We start from the raw sequence: 20,787 nt of genomic DNA, 5'->3' as shown, positions 1-20,787 counted from the left end.
CTTTTTTTACTTTTGTTAAAACAGAAAATCAAGTAAAAATGATATCACAAAAATTCCTGGAAAACCTCCAAAATGAACTGAGCAATATAGAAAATGACGGTCTTTACAAAAAAGAAAGAATCATAACTTCTCCCCAGGGTGCAGAAATAGAAGTAGGCGGAAAGCGATTATTGAACTTTTGCGCCAATAATTACCTCGGCTTATCCAATAATCCGGAAGTGATGAAAGCTTCCAAAGATGCCATCGATGCGCGTGGTTATGGGATGTCCTCGGTTCGTTTTATTTGTGGCACTCAGGATATTCACAAAGAATTGGAAGCCAAAATCTCCAACTTTTTAGGAATGGAAGATACGATTTTGTACGCTGCGTGCTTCGACGCGAATGGCGGCGTTTTCGAACCTTTATTTTCCGAAGAAGATGCCATCATTTCCGATGAACTGAATCACGCCTCGATTATCGACGGTGTAAGATTGTGCAAATCTGCAAGATACCGTTATAAAAATAATAATATGGAAGATTTGGAAGCACAATTGATGGCAGCTTCCGAAAAAAATCACCGTTTCAAAATCATCGTGACAGACGGCGTTTTCTCTATGGACGGCATCGTGGCCAACCTCCAAGGTATTTGTGATTTGGCAGAAAAATATGATGCTTTGGTAATGGTGGATGATTCTCACGCCACCGGTTTCATCGGAAAAACCGGACGTGGCACGCACGAGGCCAATGATGTGATGGGCAGAGTCGATATCATTACTTCGACTTTGGGCAAAGCTTTGGGTGGCGCTTTAGGCGGCTTCACTTCCGGAAAAAAAGAAATTATCGATATGCTGAGACAGCGTTCGCGTCCTTATTTATTTTCAAATTCCTTAGCCCCGGGAATTGTGGGTGCCGCTTCCAAAGTTTTGGATATGATTACCGAAGATACTTCGTTGAGAGACAAAGTAATGGAGAACGCAGAATATTTCCGGAAAGAAATGAAGGCCAAAGGCTTCGACGTTCCCGATGGCGATGCGGCCATCGTTCCGGTAATGTTGTATGATGCAAAGTTGGCGCAGAAAATGGCAGACGAGCTTCTGTCCGAAGGCATCTACGTGATCGGATTCTTCTATCCTGTGGTTCCGAAGGACAAGGCCAGAATCAGAGTTCAACTTTCTGCAGCCCATTCTAAGGAAAACTTAGATCAAGCGATTGCCGCGTTCGAAAAGATAGGAAAGAAATTAGCCGTTATTTCCTAAAACACGCCGCAGCAATTCATCGGATTTTAGGAAAATTTACAGAATCGATACAGACCCCGAACTGCTTTCATTTTTTGTGATTTCCGCAAGGTTTCCACGTTTGATTATTTTGATATCGCCGCTTGACGAGGCGCTTGCTGATACGCTTTTGCTAACGCCGATGGTAATATCCGCCGAAGATGACGTTGCAAGAACCGCACTTTCTGCAGTGAAATTTTCAGCATTCACGTCGCCGGAAGATGACGCTTCTACATCGATACTGTCGGATTTCCCTTTGATATCGATGCCGGCGGAAGACGAACACATCAAATGAAGATTCTTGGCAAGGACTTCCCCATCATATTCTCCGCTGCTGGATGCTTCCATATTAATATTTGCGCCATAGATATGTCCTTTGATTGTTCCTGAACTGGAAATATGAACGTCCAGATTGGAAAAATAAAAATTATCTTTCAAATCAATACTTGCGCCGGAATTTGCTGCCAAATGATCAAAATCTTTAGCATAAACCTTAATTTTGATTCGGTCTGTAGAAATATTTTTAAAATTTGTATTGTCAATTTTGATTTGTACCGCTTGCCCATTTTGTTTCACCACTACATATTTCATCAAGTCCGAAGGCGCATAAACCACAATTTTTTCCTCATCAGCTTTGAAAACTTCTGCCTTCAAAGCAGTCGAAATTTTCAGCTCATCAAAGTTCATAAGATAAGATTTCTCGATTACTTCGCCCTTTCCGCCTTCTGAAATCAGATTCGGAAACATCCCCCCGGCGCTACTTGCTTTTGATTTTATACAAGAAAACTGGATTAGTGAAGTTGCAAAAATTAGAGATAAAAGTTTAATTTTCATATGATAATTTTTTGAAGTTGTGATTTATGCCTTAGAAAGACATTTTGATGGATATTATTGTAAATTTTGTCTTCATAAATCCGTTCTCGAAATTACGAAAATATCATTGCGTTTGAAAAAAAATACCCGCTCGTAGATTCTATAAAAAAAGAAGACTATAATTGAGGTCATATTTCAACCTCACTCCATCGGCAGAATTTCTTTGAAACACCATCAATTGTGTGTATATTTACAATCTAAATTTTCAAAAAATGGCAGACTGGAAAACCGTGAAAGAATACGAAGATATTACCTACAAAAAATCTAATGGCGTCGCCAGAATCGCGATCAACAGACCGGAAGTTCGCAACGCTTTCCGACCAAAAACTACCTCAGAACTTTACGATGCTTTTTATGACGCTTACGAAGATGCTTCCATCGGCGTTGTACTACTCACCGGCGAAGGCCCAAGTCCCAAAGATGGCGGACACGCTTTCTGCAGTGGAGGTGACCAAAAAGCGCGTGGACACCAAGGTTACGTGGGCGAAGATGGCAGGCATCGGCTGAATATTTTAGAAGTGCAGCGTCTCATCAGATTTATGCCCAAAGTGGTAATTGCCGTGGTAAACGGATGGGCAGTAGGCGGAGGACATTCGCTGCACGTGGTTTGCGATTTGACTTTGGCAAGCTCAGAACACGCCATTTTCAAACAAACCGATGCCGATGTGACGAGCTTCGACGGGGGCTACGGTTCTGCTTATTTAGCCAAAATGGTGGGGCAGAAAAAAGCAAGAGAAATTTTCTTATTGGGTAAAAATTATTCTGCAAAAGAAGCCGCAGAAATGGGAATGGTAAACGCCGTAGTTCCGCACGCAGAATTGGAAGACACTGCCTACGAATGGGCGCAAGAAATCCTTGCAAAATCTCCAACTTCCATCAGAATGCTGAAATTCGCTATGAATCTAACAGACGACGGAATGGTGGGGCAACAGATTTTTGCCGGCGAAGCCACACGATTGGCATATATGACGGAGGAAGCAAAAGAGGGTAGAAATGCCTTTTTGGAAAAACGAAAACCAAATTTCGGGGAAAATCAGTGGATTTCTTAATTTTTTTGAAGGTTTTTGGTTGATAGTTGTCAGTTTTCTGAAAGTATTGACCAATCACCCGCAACCAGCAACCAACAACTAAAATGATCGATTGGATAAAAGCAGCTCGACTGCGAACTTTACCGCTCTCAATCAGCGGAATTATTATGGGTTCTTTTATCGCCAGATGGCGGATTTCTCAAGATGGCGGTTTTTGGGATTGGCGGATTTTTGCTTTGGCACTTCTTGTGACTTTGCTCTATCAAATCCTTTCCAACTTTGCCAATGATTACGGCGATGGCATCAAGGGGACCGACCATAATAGAATAGGAGAAGCCGAGCAAAGAGCCGTAGCGTCTGGCAAAATTTCTGAAAAACAAATGCGAAACGCCGTTATTTTATTTTCAATCCTATCTTTTTTGGCAACAGTGGCATTGTTGTATCTCGCATTTTATCCCGATTATGCCAAAGAATTTTGGATCTTCATCGGATTGGGAATTGCGTCTATTTTGGCATCCATTGGATACACCGTCGGGAAAAAACCTTACGGTTATCTAGGTTTGGGCGATATTTTTGTGTTCATCTTTTTCGGATTGGTTTCGGTTTGCGGCAGTTATTTTCTGTTTACAAAAACATTGGATTGGGACATATTTTTGCCCGCAACGGCAGTAGGTTTTTTGAGCGCAGCAGTCCTTAATCTCAACAATATGCGAGATATAGAAAGTGATGCGAAATCTGGGAAAAAAACTTTGGCAATAAGATTGGGTTTCAAAAATGCAATGGTCTATGAAATGATTATTTTGATGCTTCCGCCTATTTTGGTTTTAATTTATATGATGATCAATGGTTTGCAAAAACAAGGAAACTATTATGCATTTATATTTTTTGTTATGGTATTTCCGCTGATGTCTTTGCGCAGAAAAATGATGGAAGTAAAAGAACCAAAAGAACTCGATCCTTTTCTGAAACAAGTGGGAATCATTACATTGGTAATGAGTATTTTGGTGGCTTTTGGATTGAACTATTTTAATTAAAAATAAACTTTTTTTGCGATTTTAAATTTTAAAAAAAAAGAAAAAAATGAAACTAAAATTTTTGGGACAAAACTGTTTTTTGTATGGATAGTAATACCAATTGGACGCCTTTTCCGGATGAAAATTTACTGGGAATCACAGATAAAGACTTGCTTAATGAATATGAAGCAAAAGGTGTGGGATTGGCAGAATTGGAAATTTATCAATTAGATATTGATGATAAAATTGATTCCGAATTAATTTTAAAACTGCACAAAATTGCGTTTGGCGAACTTTATGATTGGGCAGGCAAATGGAGAAAAATAGATGTTGCTGTAGGCAAGCTTCAACCGCCCTCTTTCAAAAAATTTCCTAATATTATGTATCAATTTTTTGATAATTTAGATGGTTTAATTGCTTCAGCGGCAAATAAGAAAGATATTATTGATTGCTTAATATTTGCCCATTATGAATTTGTGAAAATCCATCCATTTAATAACGGAAACGGCAGAATGGCGAGATTAATATTAAATATAGTATCAATGAAATTCGGTTTCAGACCCATCGAGCTTTATCACAGAGCAGGTGACAGTAGAAAAATCTACATTAGCGCTTTACAAAATGCAGACGAAGGAAATTTCCACGAATTATATGAATTAATTGAAGAAAACCTTGTTGCTTTTTGATTTTTTATCTAAAATATCCGCAACAATTTTTTTTATTTTTGCTCTTGAAACTTTTTGGTTTTCCAATATCATCGTCGCGTACAGGTTTTTTTCCAATAAGCTCATAAGCGTTTCTTTCTGATTAAGAGAAGGATATTTTTCAAAAAATTTCATATAACAAATGTATAATATTTTTTTTAACAAAAAATCAATCATAAAATGAAAATAAAATTTTTGGGACAAAACTGTTTTTTGTTCACGTACAACGGAAAAACTATCCTTTCTGATCCTTTTTATAATTTTCAGAAAGACAAATCAGGATTCGACATTAGCGCGCAAAAAATCGATTACGTGCTCATTACCCACGCCCATTTCGATCATACTGCCGACGTGAAAGAAGTCCTGGAAAATCATCCTGATGCCGCCGTCATTGCTCAGCCGGAGATCTGCGGCTATTTCAAACATCCAAATAGTATGGATCTCAATTTCGGCGGTTCTGTGAAGATTGAAAATTTAAAGATTTCTATCGTTCCCGCATTGCACACCAGCTCCTTTCCGGACGGTTCTTACGGCGGATTGGCATCCGGCTATATTTTCAGATTTGCAGACGGGCGCAACCTTTATTTGGCGGGAGATACGGGCGTGACTGCCGAAATGAGTTTGTTTCCACAGGTTTTTGGGAATTTAGATTGGTCGATCCTTCCCGTTGGGAAAAACTATACGATGTGCCCTCGCAAAGCCGCGTTTGCTGCATCAGAATTATTGAAAACGCCGAAAGTGATTGGTTGCCATTTCGATACATTTCCGGCAATTAAAATCGATCACGACGAAGCCAAGAAGCATTTTGCTGACAAGAATATCGAATTCACGTTACCGGAATTGGGACAGGAATTTGAATTTTAAACAAAAAAATTAAGAGATTAAGTAATTTCAAAAATTTGAATATCGCTTAATCTCTTAACTTAAAAAAATAAAAAATGGCAAGCTACCTAAATCACACCGCTACAACCGATTACCTTTGCTGCGTTCCCACCCTGGAGGATTTTCAGGAGCTGGTTGTTTAGGACTTGCCGGTGCAAAGATAAAAAAATTAAGGGAAAAGAGAAAAGAAAAAAGATTTACAGCTTATTAAACGGCTTTAAACCACTGAGTGCTATTATGAAAAGTTTCAAAATCTTCGTAAAAAACTCTAAACTCTGAACTAGTAAAATATTATTTATGACAAAAAATCCGCTTGCTTGGGGCTTTGGTTTGTATTTAGCAACGATGCTGGCTTTCTTCATCGTCTATTATTTCTTTGCCAATGCCAACTATTGGAGCACCACAATGCAAGTCAACGCATTTGGGATGACCTTCTTGTACGCGGTCGCTGGATTTGCTTCAACTTATTGGTTAAGACGGGGAAAATATATTACTTATCCTCAGGCATTTAAACAATGTTTTATAACACTTTTCACAGGCGGATTATTATCCGTGCTTTCGATTTTTGCTTTTCTGAATTATGCCGATACAGATGCCAGAGATTTGCTAAACCACCAATACATCCAGACCGAACTCGATAATCTGGATCAATCGTACGCGAAGTTGAGAGGTGAGGCATTGAATCAAAAAGACCAAAGCAAGGTCAGAGAACTGGAAGACAACTACAAAGGTGCAAAACTGGCAAGAGAAACAGCAATGAAGGAAGATCGGAATTATTTTTCTTTTAGATATATGTCCGGAATTTTTGGCGGTTTTTTGCTTTTTTATTTACTTTTATCGATTGTCATCGCCGGATTTTTGAAAAACAAAAAGCGCTACGAATAGCTTAATAAAGCTTCGAAATCATTAATTCAAAATTTTAAACCATAATCAATGAATCTCTCCATCATCATCCCATTACTCAACGAGCAGGACTCTCTGGAAGAGCTCTTCAATAGGATTGCAGCGGTCTGCAAAGCCAGCAAACTGTCGTACGAAGTTTGGTTTGTGGATGACGGAAGTACCGATCTTTCTTGGTCCATCATCGAGAATCTTAAGCTTCAAAATCCGCAGATCCACGGCATAAGATTTTCCAAAAACTATGGCAAATCGCAGGCACTTCATGCGGCTTTTGAGAAAGCAAACGGCGATGTGATCATCACAATGGATGCAGATCTACAGGATTTTCCGGAAGAAATTCCCGAGCTTTACGAAATGGTAAAAGTAGGAAATTACGACATCGTTTCGGGCTGGAAAAAGAAGCGGTTCGACAACGTGATGACCAAGAATATACCTTCCAAATTATTCAATTTGGCTGCCCGAAAAGTTTCCGGCGTTTCGCTCCACGATTTTAATTGCGGGCTGAAAGCTTACAAGAAGCAAGTCGTAAAATCCATCGATGTTTACGGCGATATGCACCGCTACATTCCGGTTTTGGCGGCTAATGCTGGTTTCAGGAATATCACGGAAAAGCCGGTTCAGCATCAGGCAAGACCTTACGGAACGTCGAAGTTCGGAACCGAAAGATTTATTCGCGGATTTTTGGATTTGATAACGCTTTGGTTTGTCAGCCGGTTTGGCGGCAGACCGATGCATTTTTTTGGTGCAGCAGGCACTTTGATGTTCGTCATCGGATTTTTATCGGCACTTTGGTTGGGGATTTCGAAGTTGATCGATGTGTACGCATACAAAATTTATGGAAATCTGCTTGCCAATAATCCTTGGTTTTTTATAGCTTTGACGATGATGATTCTTGGCAGCTTACTCTTTGTTGGCGGCTTTTTGGGCGAACTCATCATCCGAACCAATCGCGAACAGAAGAATTATCATATCGAGGAATTGATTTAAATGTGGTAATTTGGTAAATTATAATCTAATGAAAAATCTATTTTATTTAATTCTTATTCTCACAGCTGTTTCCTGCAGCAAAGTGGCGCCGAAAGGCGAAATCCAATCGAAAGATGTCGAGCTGGCCGAGTTTTCAAAACTTGATTTGAAAGGGAAATTCCGAGTATTTTATGTGCAAAGCCCTCACAATTTTGTAAATGTGGAAACATATCCAAATATTTTTGACAATCTGATAATCCAAGTCGTCAATAAAACCCTTTCAATCTCTGAAAAAAGCCCCACAGAAAAAGTCGATTTTTATAATATTACCATCTACGCAAAAAATGCTTTTGATGATATTAAACTATCTGATTCTGTGGAACTTAATATCTCAAGCCAAATGAATATGCAAAATTTCTCACTCCATTTGAAAGATAATGCTAAATTTATAGGATCGGTGATTTCTGAAAATTCGACGATTGAAATGCTGAACAAAAGCCGCGCTAATCTGCGCGGGAAAACGACTTTGGCCAAGCTGAGCATCAGAGATACCGCAAGCATTATCTCGCCTTATTGGTACATCAAAGATTTGGAAATCGATTCCGAGAACGGCAATTATGCAGAACTGAATGTGGATGAAGAAATCAAAGGTAAAATTGGAAATACTGCAAAACTGATTTATTACGGAAATCCTTCGAAAAAACTGAAAATCACAGAAAAGGCAAGCATCGTGAAGAAAGACCTTAATTAATAAAACAAAAATCAATCGCAATGTCAGATACAATATCAACCTTAGAAAAAGCAAAACTTTGGCTTTCCGAAACATTTGACGAAGAAACAAGAAATGCTGTTCAAACTTTAATCGACTCCAATTCGCCAGACTTGGAAGATTCTTTTTATAGAGAATTAGAGTTCGGAACCGGCGGAATGCGCGGTGTAATGGGCGTGGGGACCAATCGTCTTAATAAATATACTTTGGGGCAAGCGACGCAAGGACTTGCCAATTATCTTCATCAGCAGTTCCCCAATCAAGAAATCAAAGTGGCTATTGCTTATGATGTAAGGCATAATTCTAAGGAATTCGGAAAAATTGTTGCCGATGTTTTGACGGCCAACGGCATCAAAGTTCTGCTGTTCAAAGACCACCGGCCTACGCCCGAATTGTCCTTCACTGTTCGCAACAAAAAATGCAATGCCGGTATCGTTTTGACGGCTTCTCACAATCCGCCAGAATATAATGGTTACAAGGTTTATTGGGACGACGGCGCACAAATAGTGCCACCCAATGACGAAAACATCATCAGAGAAGTTTATCAAACCAAATTTGAGGATGTCAAATTCAACGGCAATGATGACCTGATAGAATGGATTGGCGAAGAACAAGATGATGTTTACATCGATGCTTGTATGGAAAACTCTCTTTATCAGAATGTTGGCAGAGACAATCTCAACATCGTTTTCACCTCCATCCACGGAACAACTTATACCACTGTTCCCAAAGCCTTGAAAAAAGCAGGTTTCACCAAGCTGGATTTGGTTCGCGAGCAAATGATCCCGAGCGGGAATTTCCCAACGGTAAAATCGCCAAATCCGGAAGAGCCGGCAGCATTGGAAATGGCGACTGATTTAGCTCGAATTACGAATGCAGACATCGTAATCGGAACAGATCCCGACGGCGACCGGCTGGGAATAGCAGTGAGAAATCTTGATGGTGACATTCAGCTATTGAATGGAAATCAATGCAATACGATTTTGACTTATTATATTTTAGACCAATGGAAAAAAGCGGGGAAAATCACCGGAAAGGAATTCATCGGTTCTACGATCGTGACGTCTGATATTTTCTTTGATATTGCGAAGAAATTCGGTGTGGATTGCAAAGTTGGCCTGACGGGTTTCAAATGGATTGGGAAGATGATTCGCGATTTTGAAGGCCGCGAAAAATTCATTTGCGGCGGCGAAGAAAGTTTCGGATTTATGACCGGAGACTTCGTGCGCGACAAGGATTCTTGCGGCTCTATCTTGACGGCTTGCGAGATCGCCGCGTGGTGCAAAGCCAACGGAACAACAATGTATCAATATCTGATCGACATTTATAAGGAAGTGGGACTGTATTATGAAGGCTTGATCAATGTGGTGAAAAAGGGAAGAACTGGCGCCGAAGAAATCGAGGAAATGATGAAAAACTTCCGTGAAAATCCTCCGAAAGAAATCGCGGGATCTCCAGTTGAAGAAATAAAAGATTTCAAAGAGCAAACTTGTTTTGTGGTTTCCCAAAATGAGAAAAAAGTAATGGATGACATTCCAAAGTCCAATGTATTAATCTATTACACTCAAGACGGAACCAAGGTTTGCGTGCGGCCTTCGGGAACTGAACCGAAGATTAAATTTTATGTTTCTGTCAAAGATTCAATCTCTTCAGAGCAGGATTTTGTTGCGAAACTACCTCAATTGAAAGACAAGATTCAGGTTGTAGAGAAAGATCTGAACTTGTAATGGAAAATTTTATTTGATAGACCGATAAAGCCAAATATTTTTAATTTAAAATTCTCAATCCTTTAAACATTTTTAGTTTTGAGAATTTTTTTGTCATAAATTTTGAATTAATGGGTTACATTTAAGACTTTTGTAAATTATATCAAAACAAGAAATACAAATCCAGGTTTAAAAAAATCAAAAAAAGTAAATAGTGAAAGTATCAAAGCTCGCATCCAACCTTATTGGTTCGGAGATCATCAAAATAGGAAATGAAGTGAATGATCTCAAGGCGAAGGGCGCACAAATCTCGAATCTCACCATCGGCGATCTTAATTCTAATATTTATCCAATTCCCGGAGATTTGAAAGAAGGAATCCGCAAAGCCTACAACAATAATCTTACGAATTACCCTCCGGCAAACGGTTTGCAATCTTTGAGAACTTCGGTGAGCCACGATCTTAAGAAGCGTTGGGATTTGAATTATTCTGCAGATGATATTCTGATAACAGCCGGTTCCAGACCATTGATTTATGCGATTTTTAAAACAATTGTTGACGCGGGCGATAAAGTAATCTATCCAATTCCTTCGTGGAACAACAATCATTATGCTTATTTGACCAACGCAAATGCTGTGGAAGTGCAGACGCAAGAGTCCAATAATTTCTTACCCACTGCAGATGATTTGCGACCACATTTGGATGGCGCAGTTCTGCTTTGCCTTTGCTCTCCGCTAAATCCTACCGGAACGATGTTCACCAAAGAACAATTGTCGGACATTTGTGAATTGGTTTTAGAAGAAAATAGCAGAAGAGGCGAGGATGAAAAACCGCTTTACTTGATGTACGATCAGATTTACGCCATGCTAACTTTCGGGTCGGAACATTACAATCCTGTAAGCCTATTCCCTAAAATGCAAGATTATACAATCTTTGTAGACGGAACCTCTAAATGTTTTGCTGCAACGGGCGTGAGAGTAGGTTGGGGATTTGGGCCGAGTCTGGTCGTGGAGAAAATGAAAGCGCTGCTGACACACGTGGGCGCTTGGGCTCCGAAGCCGGAACAGGAAGCGGTTGCCGAGTTTTTGGCGAACGATTCGGCGGTGGATACGTTCCTGCAGGATTATAAAGGAAAATTGAATACGAGTTTAAAAGAACTTCATTTGGGAATTCAGAATTTGAAAGCCAAAGGTTTTGCTGTGGAGAGTATTTCGCCGATGGGCGCGCTTTATTTGACAATCAAGATCGATTATCTGGGTAAAAGAACGCCGGAGGGGAAGGTTTTAGAAAATTCTACCGATCTTGTTTTTTATCTTATTAATGATGCTGGAGTGGCGCTGGTTCCTTTTTCGGCATTCGGGAATGGCAAGTCGGTGCCTTGGTTTCGGGCTTCTGTTGGCGGCTGTTCGTTAGGCGATATCAAAGATTGCCTACCCAATCTGGAGGCCTCGTTGAAAAAATTGTTTTAAAAATTTGAAAAAATTCGTTTTTGTAATGGAAAAAATACTACCTTTGGGGAAAAGAAAGTAAAATGGCTCCATATAGAAACAAAAAAAACCAAGAAAGCAATAAAGTTGCCGAACCACAAGCACTTTACGGAACGCAAAAGATATTTGGAAACCTTGCCATCAAAGACGAATATTCTCTCATCAAAAAAGCGAGAGAAGGCGTAAGGACAGAGGTTTTTTACTCCTTAGCCGATGCCATCAAAATGCCCGAGAAATTGCTGGCTTCTCTCATTAATCTTTCCCCTAGGACGATTAGCAATTACCGCGATCAAGAAAAATACCTAGATCCAAATTACAGCGAGCATCTTTTGAAGCTAATCAATCTTTACAGTTTAGGCAAAGAAGTTTTGGGGTCTTTGGAAGATTTTAATTTATGGATGAATCGTCCTTTTTGGAATTCCGAAGAAAAACCGATTGATTTGATTAGAACGTCGGGAGGTGTCGATCTTGTCTCTGCAGAGCTAGAAAAATTGGCACAAGGCTATCCCGTCTGATGCTGGTTTATAGAATTGTACACAAAAAATATTCGAATTCGCTGTTTGCAAGCGGATTGGAAGGCCGATGGAACTCGGAAGGCAAAAAAGTAATCTACGCCGCAGAAAGTATTTCGCTGGCCTATCTGGAAACGATGGCGTACCGCAAAGGTTTTGGATTTAATTTTGATTTCAGAATTATGGTCATCAAACTACCAAACAATTTTTCTCATACGACAGTAGAAACCCTCCAATTGCCATCGGACTGGAGGGATTTCCGTAGCTACAAGGAATGCCAAGCGATAGGAAACATTTGGTTTGACGAGGGCATTCATCTTGGTTTGAAAGTGCCGTCTGCAGTGGTTCCGGAGAACTATAATATGGTGATCAACACTTATCATAAGGATTTTAAAAAAGTGAAATTAATTGAGGTTCTGAACTTTATCCCGGATCAAAGATTAGAGGAAATCATTAAGGAATATAAATAATTATGAAAGTCATTGCGGTAATCCCTGCACGCTATAATTCTACAAGATTTCCCGGAAAACTGATGGAGGTTTTGGGCAATAAAACGGTAATTTCTACGACTTATCAAAACGTGGTGGAAACAGGTTTGTTTGATGAAGTTTTTGTTGCCACGGATTCCGAAATTATTTTTGATGAAATCTCGAAGAATGGCGGAAAAGCTGTAATGACAGGTCAGCACGAGACCGGAAGCGACCGAATTGCCGAAGCGGTGAAAGATATCGATTGTGATATCGTCATCAACGTTCAGGGTGACGAGCCTTTCCTCAAAAAAGAACCATTGAGGCAGCTTATTGAGGTTTTTTCGGAGGATCATGCGCAGCAAATTTCTTTGGCGTCTTTGAAAATCAAGTTGAATGATTTGGCCGAAATTCAGAATCCGAATAACGTCAAAGTTATTACAGACAAAAGTGGTTTTGCTTTGTATTTTAGCCGTTCGGTCATCCCATTTCATCGGGATCTGGCCGATGATGTGCAGTACTACAAGCATGTCGGTGTGTATGCGTTCCGCAAGGAGGCTTTGCTGAGATTCGCTTCCATGGAAATGTCGCCTTTAGAAATTTCGGAGCGAATAGAATGCATCCGATATTTGGAAAACGGGATGAAGATCAAGCTTGTAGAAACGGATTTCGTTGGCGTTGGGATCGATACGCCCGAAGATCTGGAGCGGGCGAAACGATTGATCTAATATGTAAATATTTTTCGGAATTTATCAGTTTCAAAAATTTGATAAGAGCAGAAAAAACTTATCTTTGAAATCCCAATATTTTTGAATGAAAAATGTTATCATCCTTTTTGCGGTTTTACTTTCTCATTTCCTAAGCGCCCAAACCGCCAAAGAAATCATCGACAAAAACATCGAAAATTCTGGTGGCCTTACCAATTGGAAGCTTCTCAATACCGTTCAGATCCAAGGCAGGGTAACGCTGGGAATCAACGACGAATATGCGATAAGAATCTATCAGCAACGGCCGAATCTCAGCAAAACCGCAATGATCGTCGGTGGAAAAGAAATGCCGGTGGAAGGCTACGATGGTAAAAACGGCTACGGAATGAACTATGCTCAAAATAAACTGCAGAAATACAACGATTATGTTCCCGAAAGTTTCGATAACGACTTTATCGATTGGGAAAATAAGGGTTTTGAGGCCAAATTTTTAGGCCGCGAAAAAATAGGAGAGCAGTATTATTTCAAAGTGGAGCTCACAAAGAATGTGAACAAAACGATTTATTATTTTGACACCAAGAATTATATGCTGTTTAGGGAAATCAAAAAAGACGAGATATTGACTTATTCCGATTACAGAAAGGTTGGAAATCTGCTAATGTCTTTCAGAATCGAATCGTCTTCGCCGAAGAAAGATAGTGATTATGTAATGACTATCAGCAAGATAGAAATTAATAAAGAATTACCGAAGAACACCTTTAAATTCTAAATTGGTAATGGAAATCGAAGAGATCCGGACATATTGCTTAGAAAAAAAAGCGGTGACGGAGGATTTTCCTTTTGATCTGGAAACCTTGGTTTTCAAAGTGGGCGGAAAGATGTTTCTTTTGATTTCTTTAGAAAAACAGCCTGTGAACTTTTCTGCAAAGGCCAATCCTGAATGGAGCGAAGAACTGCGGGAAAAATATCCGCAAATAGAAGGCGCTTTTCATTTGAATAAAATGCATTGGAATTCAGTCACTTGCGAAGGACTGAAACCGGATTTGATCTTTAAATTAATCGATCATTCTTATGATTTGGTATTCAAATCTTTGACCAAGAAGATGCGGGAAGACATTAATAATGCTTAAAATTGAAATTCTCCAGTCAATTTTTTATCTTGATCTAGTCTTTGGATCAGTTTTTCCACGCTTTCAAATTTGATTTCGTCGTGAAGGAATTCTCGAAATTTCGCTGTGATGGCTTGGTCGTAAATATCCTCATCGAAATCCAGAATATAAACTTCGGTGCTTAACGTTTTATTTGAATTATCAATCGTGGGATTGGTCCCGATGCTCAGCATTCCTTTGTAGAATGTGTTTTCGATCCAAACTTCTACGATGTAGGCGCCACTTTTTGGAAGCAGTTTATCCGCCGGCACATCGAGATTGGCCGTCGGATAGCCTATTTTTTTTCCAAGATTCCTGCCGTGGACGACTTTTCCCGTTAAGGGATAGTGGTAACCCAACATTTTATTTGCATCGGCGATCCGCCCTTCCCAAAGTGCGTGCCGAATTTTTGTCGAACTGATGTTCAGATTGTCGAATTCCACAGCTTCTAATTGATTCACTTTAAAACCCAACTCGGAAGATAACGATTGCAGCAACTCATAATTTCCACTTTTATTCTTTCCAAAAGTATGGTCGTAGCCAATAATGAGGTGCTTCACATGAAGTTTGTCCGCCAATATTTGTTTGCAAAATTCAATCCCGGTCAGGTTTCTGAACTCTTCATCAAAGGTTTTGAGGAAGAGATTTCGGATCCCGCTTTTCGCCAGCAACTCTATTTTTTCGTCTAAGGTCGTCAGCATTTTGACATCGTCATCGGGATTGAGGAATTTTCTCGGATGCGGCCAGAAACTGAGTATCGCAGATTCCAGATTTTCTTTCTCTGCAATCTCGTTTAAAGTATTGATGATCGATCGATGCCCGAGATGTACGCCGTCGAACATTCCTAAGGATAATGCCAAAGGCGTATTTGCGTGATAATTATTAAAATCGCTGATGATTTTCAATGGCTGAATTTTTTTGATATTTCGGGCAAAAATATACCGAAATTGAGGTTGCTAAGGGTAATGCAAATATGATAAAAATCTTTTTTCTGGCAATGCAGATACACAAACTTTTATTATCTTTGCGCACAAGTAAAAATTTAGTAATGGCAATCCAAATTAAAGGAAAAATTTCACAAATTATTGGACCGGTTATCGATGTAGTCTTTGATGAAGTTGAACAATTACCAAACATCTATGAAGCTTTGGAAATCACTAAATCCAACGGAGAGAAAGTGATTTTGGAGGTGGAGCAGCACATCGGCGAAGATGTGGTAAGATGTATTGCAATGGATGCTACCGACGGTCTCCAAAGAGGACAGGAAGTTCTTGGAACAGGAGAGCAAATCACAATGCCGATTGGAGAAGGCATCAACGGGCGTCTGTTCAATGTGGTGGGTGATGCGATAGACGGTCTTAAGAACTTATCCAAAGAAGGCGGTTTGCCCATTCACAGAGATGCACCAAAATTTGACCAATTGACGACCTCGGCAGAAGTACTTTTTACAGGCATCAAAGTTATCGACCTTATCGAGCCTTATGCAAAAGGCGGAAAAATCGGGTTGTTTGGAGGAGCAGGTGTTGGAAAAACCGTTTTGATCCAAGAATTAATCAACAATATCGCTAAAGGCCACGGCGGACTATCGGTATTTGCGGGTGTAGGCGAGAGAACGAGAGAGGGAAACGACCTTTTGAGAGAGATGCTGGAATCTGGCATTATCAAATACGGCGCCGAGTTTATGCACTCTATGGAAAATGGAGGCTGGGATCTTTCCAAAGTAGATATGGAAGAAATGAAAGATTCGAAAGCTGCATTCGTTTTCGGACAGATGAATGAGCCGCCTGGCGCAAGAGCGAGGGTCGCACTTTCTGGTCTTACTTTGGCAGAATATTATAGAGATGGTGGCGAAAGCGGACAAGGTAGAGATGTACTTTTCTTCGTAGATAACATCTTCCGTTTTACACAGGCCGGTTCCGAGGTGTCTGCACTTCTCGGCCGTATGCCTTCTGCGGTAGGTTATCAGCCGACATTGGCCTCCGAGATGGGTGCGATGCAGGAGCGGATCACTTCTACAAAAAACGGTTCCATCACTTCAGTGCAAGCCGTTTACGTGCCAGCAGATGATTTAACGGATCCCGCGCCGGCGACAACCTTTGCTCACTTGGATGCGACGACTGTTTTGGACAGAAAGATTGCTTCATTGGGTATTTATCCTGCGGTAGATCCGTTGGCATCTACTTCCAGAATATTGGCGCCGGAAATCATTGGAAACGAACATTACGATTGTGCTCAAAGAGTAAAAGAAATTCTCCAGCGCTACAAAGCGTTGCAGGATATCATCGCGATCCTCGGTATGGAAGAACTTTCTGAGGAAGATAAATTGGTCGTTTACAGAGCCAGAAAAGTTCAAAGATTCTTGTCGCAGCCTTTCCACGTGGCAGAGCAGTTTACGGGTATCAAAGGATCCTTGGTGGATATCAAAGATACCATCAAAGGCTTTAACATGATTATCGACGGCGAACTGGATAAGTATCCGGAATCGGCTTTCAACTTAAAAGGAACCATCGAAGAAGCGATAGAAGCAGGAGAAAAATTGTTGGCTGAAAACGCTTAAGAAATTTTAAATCTTAAATTTAGATTTTATACTGAATTTCAATAATTTATAATTAAAAATCTACAATTTATAATTTCATAAAAATGAATATAAAAATTTTAACCCCGGAATTCGTGATCTTCGAAGGCGAAGTAGATTCGATTCTTGTCCCTGGCAAAAGCGGGCAATTTCAGATATTTAAAAACCACGCGGCAATCGTCTCTTCTTTGGTGGGCGGAAAAGTGAAAATCTATACAGACAAGGTAAATGCGGCTTTCGAAAAATATCTTACCAAGGAAACAGAAACCAAAAACGCTTATTCCTACGAGATCAAAAATGGGGTTTTAGAATTTAGCAGAAACAATGGAATTATCCTTTGCGAATAAACAATTTATCCTTACAATATCAAAATCCTGAAAAGAAATTTTCAGGATTTTTTAGTCGTACGATTGCGGTAGTTGGTGGTCTCACCAAGAATCGAACTTGGATCAAAAGTTTAGGAAACTTCTATTCTATCCGTTGAACTATGAGACCAAAATATCAAAGATGCAAAATTAGTCAATTTTCGTAAGTCTCAAAAGTGCCATCGCCATAAAAGAACACAATTCTTTTAATAACTTTAGAATGGGATTTGTCCGCGTAGTTTTCTGATGGCTGAGAATCGGATAAAATTTTATTTTCCCCATTAGTGTCAGCATTATTGGATTCTGGAGGATTATCAGTTCTTGCCGATGCCGATGTGTCTGGTTCTTTTCCGAAATTTTCATCATCTATCAAGGAGAAAAGACTGGGCAACGAAGCTTTCTTCTTTTCGGAAATTTGCGTTTTATCATTATTCACCTCGGGTGGATCATCGGTATTCAGCATGGCGCCTTCCCCTGTAATGAGCCAATCCCAATGGAATTGCGGAAACGCTGTTTTTATTTTGGTGATAAAATCTAAGGAAGGCTTGTTGCGCCCGGAGATAATATGGGAGATGCTCGAACGCTGCACGCCAATCTCTTCGGCAAATTCTGCCGGCGACAATTTCGAATGTTCGATTATTTTTTTAATCCTCTCACTAAATTCCATTTTACAAATGTAATACATTAGAACTAAATTATGAACTACAATTGTAATCTTTTAAAGTTTACTTTTGTCAACAGTCTTTTAGTGCTAGGAACTATTTGAAAAGCTTACGAAAATGGATCGTTAGTTTAGTCCATCGTTAAGATTTTTACGCTTTCGCGCCACTTTCTTATCAGGGAACAGAAGTGAAGCAATCATACTGACCAAGAGAATTGAAACAATAACAATTAACGAGTGCGAGGTTCCAAATCCGATATTTTCCAAATAATGTTCGAAAATCATCTTGAGCCCTATAAAGGTGAGGAGTACGGCCAAGCCAACTTTGAGGAATCGAAATTTATCCACAATTCCTGCCAAGAGGAAGAACATCGATCTTAAGCCAATAATTGCAAAAATGTTGGAAAAGAAAACAATGTAAGGGTCTTTGGTAATCGAGAATATGGCAGGAATACTGTCTACTGCGAAGATCAAATCCGTAAATTCTATGATGATAAGAACCAAAAATAATGGCGTCATTTTCCTTACGCCATCTTTCACTACAAAAAATTTGTTGCCCACGAAGCGGTTATGCACGTTGAAATGCTTCTGCGCAAATTTGACCACGGGATGGTTTTGTGGGTCTATTTTTTCGTGTTTATTTCTGTCGATATACATTTTGATACCTGTATAGACAAGGAATGCGCCGAAGATATACATGATCCATTCAAACCGCTGGATCAAAGCTGCGCCTACAAAAATGAACAAAAATCTCATCACTATGGCTCCAAATATTCCCCAGAACAAGACACGGTGATAATTTCTCGGTGCTACGCCAAACGCACTGAAAACCAAAAGAATTACAAAAATATTATCGATGGAAAGGGCGTATTCTACAACATATCCTGTAAGGTACTCCAGTCCCAGATTTTTATCGTAGAGCATAATGCTGTGCTCCAGATTACCGGGTATGATTTTAATAGGATGCTGATGCTTCTTTACGATCTCCTGCAGGCGCTCCATACTGTCGATCCCATGGATGTGATGACCAAAATAAGTTATTAAAATATAAAATCCAAGAGATATCAGTATAACCAGGACGCTCATTAATCCCGCTTGCTGCAAAGATACGGCTGCATCTTTTTTATTGAATACGCCTAAATCGAGTAGAAGGAGTGTAAAAATAAATATTAGGAATCCTGAAAGGTAAAAAATCTCGTTGCTCATCGGTAAATTATTACGACAAAAATAAGCAAATTATTAGAATAAAAAGAATTATACAATTGTAAAATACCGTCTTTAAAACATCAAGAAAATGTTTAATCATCGAACAAACAATTGCTCATAGAGCCTTCATTCATCACTTAAAGTAACATCAAAATTAAACTTTAAATAAAATTTATAATTAACTGATATATAAATATTTGAATAATTATTTTAAGAACTTTGCAATTCACAAAATAATCAACCGACAAAGTGACATTCTAATATGTTTAATAATGTTACAAATGTAAACATCTATTATTATATTAAAATCTTAATTTTGTGAAAGATTAAAAAGCAGCCACAATGATCGATACGTTTCCTTATTGCGCAAATCAAAATTTTCCGGAACGCTATATTTTGCCCGAAAAATTGTTTTCTTATTTACAAAAGGATTACAGCGATTGTGTCAAAGAGGTCGGACAATCGAGTTTGGGAAAACCGATTTATATGATGACCTTAGGAAATGGCGAGACAAAAGTAGCCGGCTGGTCTCAGATGCACGGTAACGAGTCTACGGCCACCTTGGCGATTTTGGATTTGCTGACGATTTTTGAAAAACATCCGGGACTGCGTGAGGATCTTTGGGAACTGATTCAGCTTGATTTTATTTTTATGCTGAACCCGGATGGCTCGGAGAATTGGACCAGACGAAATGCTTACGATATCGACATCAACAGAGATTTTATCAGAGACTCGAGCATAGAGATGCGGGTCCTGAAATCTGTGGTGCTTAATGGAAATTATTCTTATTTACTGAATCTTCACGATCAAAGAAGCATCTTTTCAACAGACGGTGTCCATCCGGCTACTTTATCTTTTTTGGCTCCTTCAGAAAATGCGGAACGAGATATTACGGAGAACCGAAAAAAAAGCATGGCCGTAATTGCAGCAATTTATACCCAAATGAGACAAATCTTGCCCAATAGAATTGCAACCTATACCGACGAATTCTATCCAACATCCTGCGGCGACAATTTTATGAAAGCCGGGATACCATCCGTATTATTTGAGGGCGGGTTTTATGAGAACGACTTAGACAGAAAAATAACGAGGCAATATTACACACAAGCGCTGTATTTGGCTTTAAAAGCAATGGCTTTGCTAAAAGGTGACACGTGCAACTACGAAATTTATTTTGATATTCCACAAAATAAGGAAACTCACTTTGATCTGATTTATAGAAATGTAAAACTCAATACAGCGTTCGAGTCCATTTTGGATATTGCGGTACAATACAAGGAAATAGTAGATAAAAACAAAAATCTGACTTATCAGCCGTATGTGGCTGAAGTTGGTGATCTTAGCCATAAAAAAGGTTGGAAGGAAATCGATTGTAGCAACAAAAAATTCATTTCGACGACGAAGTTTCCAAAATTGGATGCTGTGGTAGATTTCAGAATAGAATAGATTTATTTTACCTGTTGTGCATTTAGGAATTAAATAAAAAAGAGATTGTTCAATTGGATAGAAATCCGTATATTTAATTGATTATCAAATAATTAAATAAATGAACAATCTTACTCAAAA

The 20,787-nt window shown here is 39.4% G+C and carries 22 protein-coding genes, 1 tRNA gene and 1 other RNA gene; 18 read left to right on the top strand and 6 right to left on the bottom strand.

The window, feature by feature from the left end; translation table 11 throughout:
- Positions 1 to 38: 38 nt before the first annotated feature.
- Positions 39 to 1,235 (top strand): glycine C-acetyltransferase, encoded by a 1,197-nt coding sequence (kbl, locus tag DTW91_RS08250; protein ID WP_125202917.1) that lies wholly within the window; start codon positions 39 to 41, stop codon positions 1,233 to 1,235.
- 36 nt (positions 1,236 to 1,271) lie between these two features.
- Here kbl and DTW91_RS08245 read toward each other — a convergent pair whose 3' ends face one another.
- Complete coding sequence (locus DTW91_RS08245; RefSeq protein ID WP_125202916.1) at positions 1,272 to 2,087, bottom strand: GIN domain-containing protein; 816 nt, start codon at positions 2,085 to 2,087, stop codon at positions 1,272 to 1,274.
- A 251-nt stretch (positions 2,088 to 2,338) separates the two neighbouring features.
- Here DTW91_RS08245 and DTW91_RS08240 point away from each other — a divergent pair, with 251 nt between their 5' ends.
- The 4 genes from DTW91_RS08240 (at position 2,339) to DTW91_RS08225 (ending at position 5,735) form a co-directional block, all read left to right on the top strand.
- Positions 2,339 to 3,175 (top strand): 1,4-dihydroxy-2-naphthoyl-CoA synthase, encoded by an 837-nt coding sequence (locus DTW91_RS08240; RefSeq protein ID WP_125202915.1) that lies wholly within the window; start codon positions 2,339 to 2,341, stop codon positions 3,173 to 3,175.
- A gap of 83 nt (positions 3,176 to 3,258) precedes the next feature.
- A complete protein-coding gene (gene menA, locus DTW91_RS08235; protein ID WP_125202914.1) occupies positions 3,259 to 4,188 on the top strand; it encodes a 1,4-dihydroxy-2-naphthoate octaprenyltransferase in 930 nt (309 codons plus the stop codon).
- Positions 4,189 to 4,271: 83 nt separating this feature from the next.
- On the top strand, positions 4,272 to 4,853 hold the full coding sequence (locus tag DTW91_RS08230; RefSeq protein ID WP_125202913.1) for a Fic family protein: 582 nt from the start codon (positions 4,272 to 4,274) through the stop codon (positions 4,851 to 4,853).
- 198 nt (positions 4,854 to 5,051) lie between these two features.
- Positions 5,052 to 5,735, top strand: coding sequence for a metal-dependent hydrolase (locus DTW91_RS08225; protein ID WP_125202912.1), 684 nt, complete (start codon positions 5,052 to 5,054; stop codon positions 5,733 to 5,735).
- A gap of 72 nt (positions 5,736 to 5,807) precedes the next feature.
- On the opposite strand, the gene ffs is transcribed toward DTW91_RS08225, so the two are convergent.
- Positions 5,808 to 5,905, bottom strand: an RNA gene (gene ffs, locus DTW91_RS08220) — signal recognition particle sRNA small type.
- A 145-nt stretch (positions 5,906 to 6,050) separates the two neighbouring features.
- Between ffs and DTW91_RS08215 the strand changes: the two genes are divergently transcribed.
- The 10 genes from DTW91_RS08215 to DTW91_RS08170 all read left to right on the top strand — a co-directional run bounded on the left by DTW91_RS08215 (position 6,051) and on the right by DTW91_RS08170 (position 14,396).
- A complete protein-coding gene (locus tag DTW91_RS08215) occupies positions 6,051 to 6,638 on the top strand; it encodes a DUF4199 domain-containing protein (RefSeq protein WP_125202911.1) in 588 nt (195 codons plus the stop codon).
- 48 nt (positions 6,639 to 6,686) lie between these two features.
- Complete coding sequence (locus DTW91_RS08210) at positions 6,687 to 7,640, top strand: glycosyltransferase family 2 protein (protein WP_125202910.1); 954 nt, start codon at positions 6,687 to 6,689, stop codon at positions 7,638 to 7,640.
- Between the two features lie 28 nt (positions 7,641 to 7,668).
- Complete coding sequence (locus DTW91_RS08205; protein ID WP_125202909.1) at positions 7,669 to 8,370, top strand: GIN domain-containing protein; 702 nt, start codon at positions 7,669 to 7,671, stop codon at positions 8,368 to 8,370.
- A 32-nt stretch (positions 8,371 to 8,402) separates the two neighbouring features.
- Positions 8,403 to 10,115 carry a phospho-sugar mutase gene (locus DTW91_RS08200; RefSeq protein WP_125202968.1) on the top strand — a complete coding sequence of 571 codons (1,713 nt, stop codon included), beginning with the start codon at positions 8,403 to 8,405 and terminating at the stop codon, positions 10,113 to 10,115.
- A gap of 193 nt (positions 10,116 to 10,308) precedes the next feature.
- Positions 10,309 to 11,562 (top strand): pyridoxal phosphate-dependent aminotransferase, encoded by a 1,254-nt coding sequence (locus DTW91_RS08195; RefSeq protein ID WP_125202908.1) that lies wholly within the window; start codon positions 10,309 to 10,311, stop codon positions 11,560 to 11,562.
- A gap of 62 nt (positions 11,563 to 11,624) precedes the next feature.
- The gene (locus tag DTW91_RS08190) at positions 11,625 to 12,095 is read left to right on the top strand and encodes an antitoxin Xre-like helix-turn-helix domain-containing protein (protein ID WP_125202907.1); all 471 of its coding nucleotides are present in this window, start codon (positions 11,625 to 11,627) and stop codon (positions 12,093 to 12,095) included.
- A complete protein-coding gene (locus DTW91_RS08185; RefSeq protein ID WP_125202906.1) occupies positions 12,095 to 12,562 on the top strand; it encodes an RES family NAD+ phosphorylase in 468 nt (155 codons plus the stop codon). Before DTW91_RS08190 ends, DTW91_RS08185 begins: the two co-directional genes overlap by 1 nt.
- 2 nt (positions 12,563 to 12,564) lie before the next feature.
- Positions 12,565 to 13,287: a 3-deoxy-manno-octulosonate cytidylyltransferase gene (gene kdsB, locus DTW91_RS08180; RefSeq protein WP_125202905.1), complete on the top strand. Its 723-nt coding sequence runs from the start codon at positions 12,565 to 12,567 to the stop codon at positions 13,285 to 13,287.
- A gap of 85 nt (positions 13,288 to 13,372) precedes the next feature.
- Entirely contained in the window at positions 13,373 to 14,035 is a 663-nt protein-coding gene (locus DTW91_RS08175; RefSeq protein WP_125202904.1) for a histidine kinase, read from the top strand.
- A gap of 7 nt (positions 14,036 to 14,042) precedes the next feature.
- A complete protein-coding gene (locus DTW91_RS08170) occupies positions 14,043 to 14,396 on the top strand; it encodes an MmcQ/YjbR family DNA-binding protein (RefSeq protein ID WP_125202903.1) in 354 nt (117 codons plus the stop codon).
- On the opposite strand, the gene DTW91_RS08165 is transcribed toward DTW91_RS08170, so the two are convergent.
- The gene (locus DTW91_RS08165) at positions 14,393 to 15,319 is read right to left on the bottom strand and encodes a bifunctional riboflavin kinase/FAD synthetase (protein WP_125202902.1); all 927 of its coding nucleotides are present in this window, start codon (positions 15,317 to 15,319) and stop codon (positions 14,393 to 14,395) included. The two genes, DTW91_RS08170 and DTW91_RS08165, sit on opposite strands and share 4 nt — an antisense overlap.
- Before the next feature lie 143 nt (positions 15,320 to 15,462).
- Between DTW91_RS08165 and atpD the strand changes: the two genes are divergently transcribed.
- Both atpD and DTW91_RS08155 read left to right on the top strand, forming a co-directional pair.
- Positions 15,463 to 16,971 carry a F0F1 ATP synthase subunit beta gene (atpD, locus tag DTW91_RS08160; RefSeq protein WP_125202901.1) on the top strand — a complete coding sequence of 503 codons (1,509 nt, stop codon included), beginning with the start codon at positions 15,463 to 15,465 and terminating at the stop codon, positions 16,969 to 16,971.
- An 83-nt stretch (positions 16,972 to 17,054) separates the two neighbouring features.
- Positions 17,055 to 17,336 carry a FoF1 ATP synthase subunit delta/epsilon gene (locus DTW91_RS08155; RefSeq protein WP_125202900.1) on the top strand — a complete coding sequence of 94 codons (282 nt, stop codon included), beginning with the start codon at positions 17,055 to 17,057 and terminating at the stop codon, positions 17,334 to 17,336.
- Between the two features lie 73 nt (positions 17,337 to 17,409).
- Here DTW91_RS08155 and DTW91_RS08150 read toward each other — a convergent pair.
- The 3 genes from DTW91_RS08150 to DTW91_RS08140 all read right to left on the bottom strand — a co-directional run bounded on the left by DTW91_RS08150 (position 17,410) and on the right by DTW91_RS08140 (position 19,221).
- Positions 17,410 to 17,484: transfer RNA gene (locus DTW91_RS08150), tRNA-Arg, on the bottom strand.
- Between the two features lie 24 nt (positions 17,485 to 17,508).
- Positions 17,509 to 18,021, bottom strand: a complete 513-nt coding sequence (locus DTW91_RS08145; protein ID WP_125202899.1) for a helix-turn-helix domain-containing protein — start codon at positions 18,019 to 18,021, stop codon at positions 17,509 to 17,511.
- Between the two features lie 120 nt (positions 18,022 to 18,141).
- Positions 18,142 to 19,221 (bottom strand): TerC/Alx family metal homeostasis membrane protein, encoded by a 1,080-nt coding sequence (locus DTW91_RS08140; protein ID WP_125202898.1) that lies wholly within the window; start codon positions 19,219 to 19,221, stop codon positions 18,142 to 18,144.
- Between the two features lie 342 nt (positions 19,222 to 19,563).
- Here DTW91_RS08140 and DTW91_RS08135 point away from each other — a divergent pair, with 342 nt between their 5' ends.
- Positions 19,564 to 20,667 carry a M14 family zinc carboxypeptidase gene (locus DTW91_RS08135; protein WP_125202897.1) on the top strand — a complete coding sequence of 368 codons (1,104 nt, stop codon included), beginning with the start codon at positions 19,564 to 19,566 and terminating at the stop codon, positions 20,665 to 20,667.
- Positions 20,668 to 20,787 lie beyond the last annotated feature (120 nt).

The sequence above is a fragment of the Chryseobacterium sp. SC28 genome (assembly GCF_003932955.1).
In the GTDB taxonomy this organism is placed as follows: domain Bacteria; phylum Bacteroidota; class Bacteroidia; order Flavobacteriales; family Weeksellaceae; genus Epilithonimonas.
The sequence above is the reverse complement of the archived record's forward strand: the minus strand, read 5'-3'. Positions and strand labels throughout refer to the sequence as shown.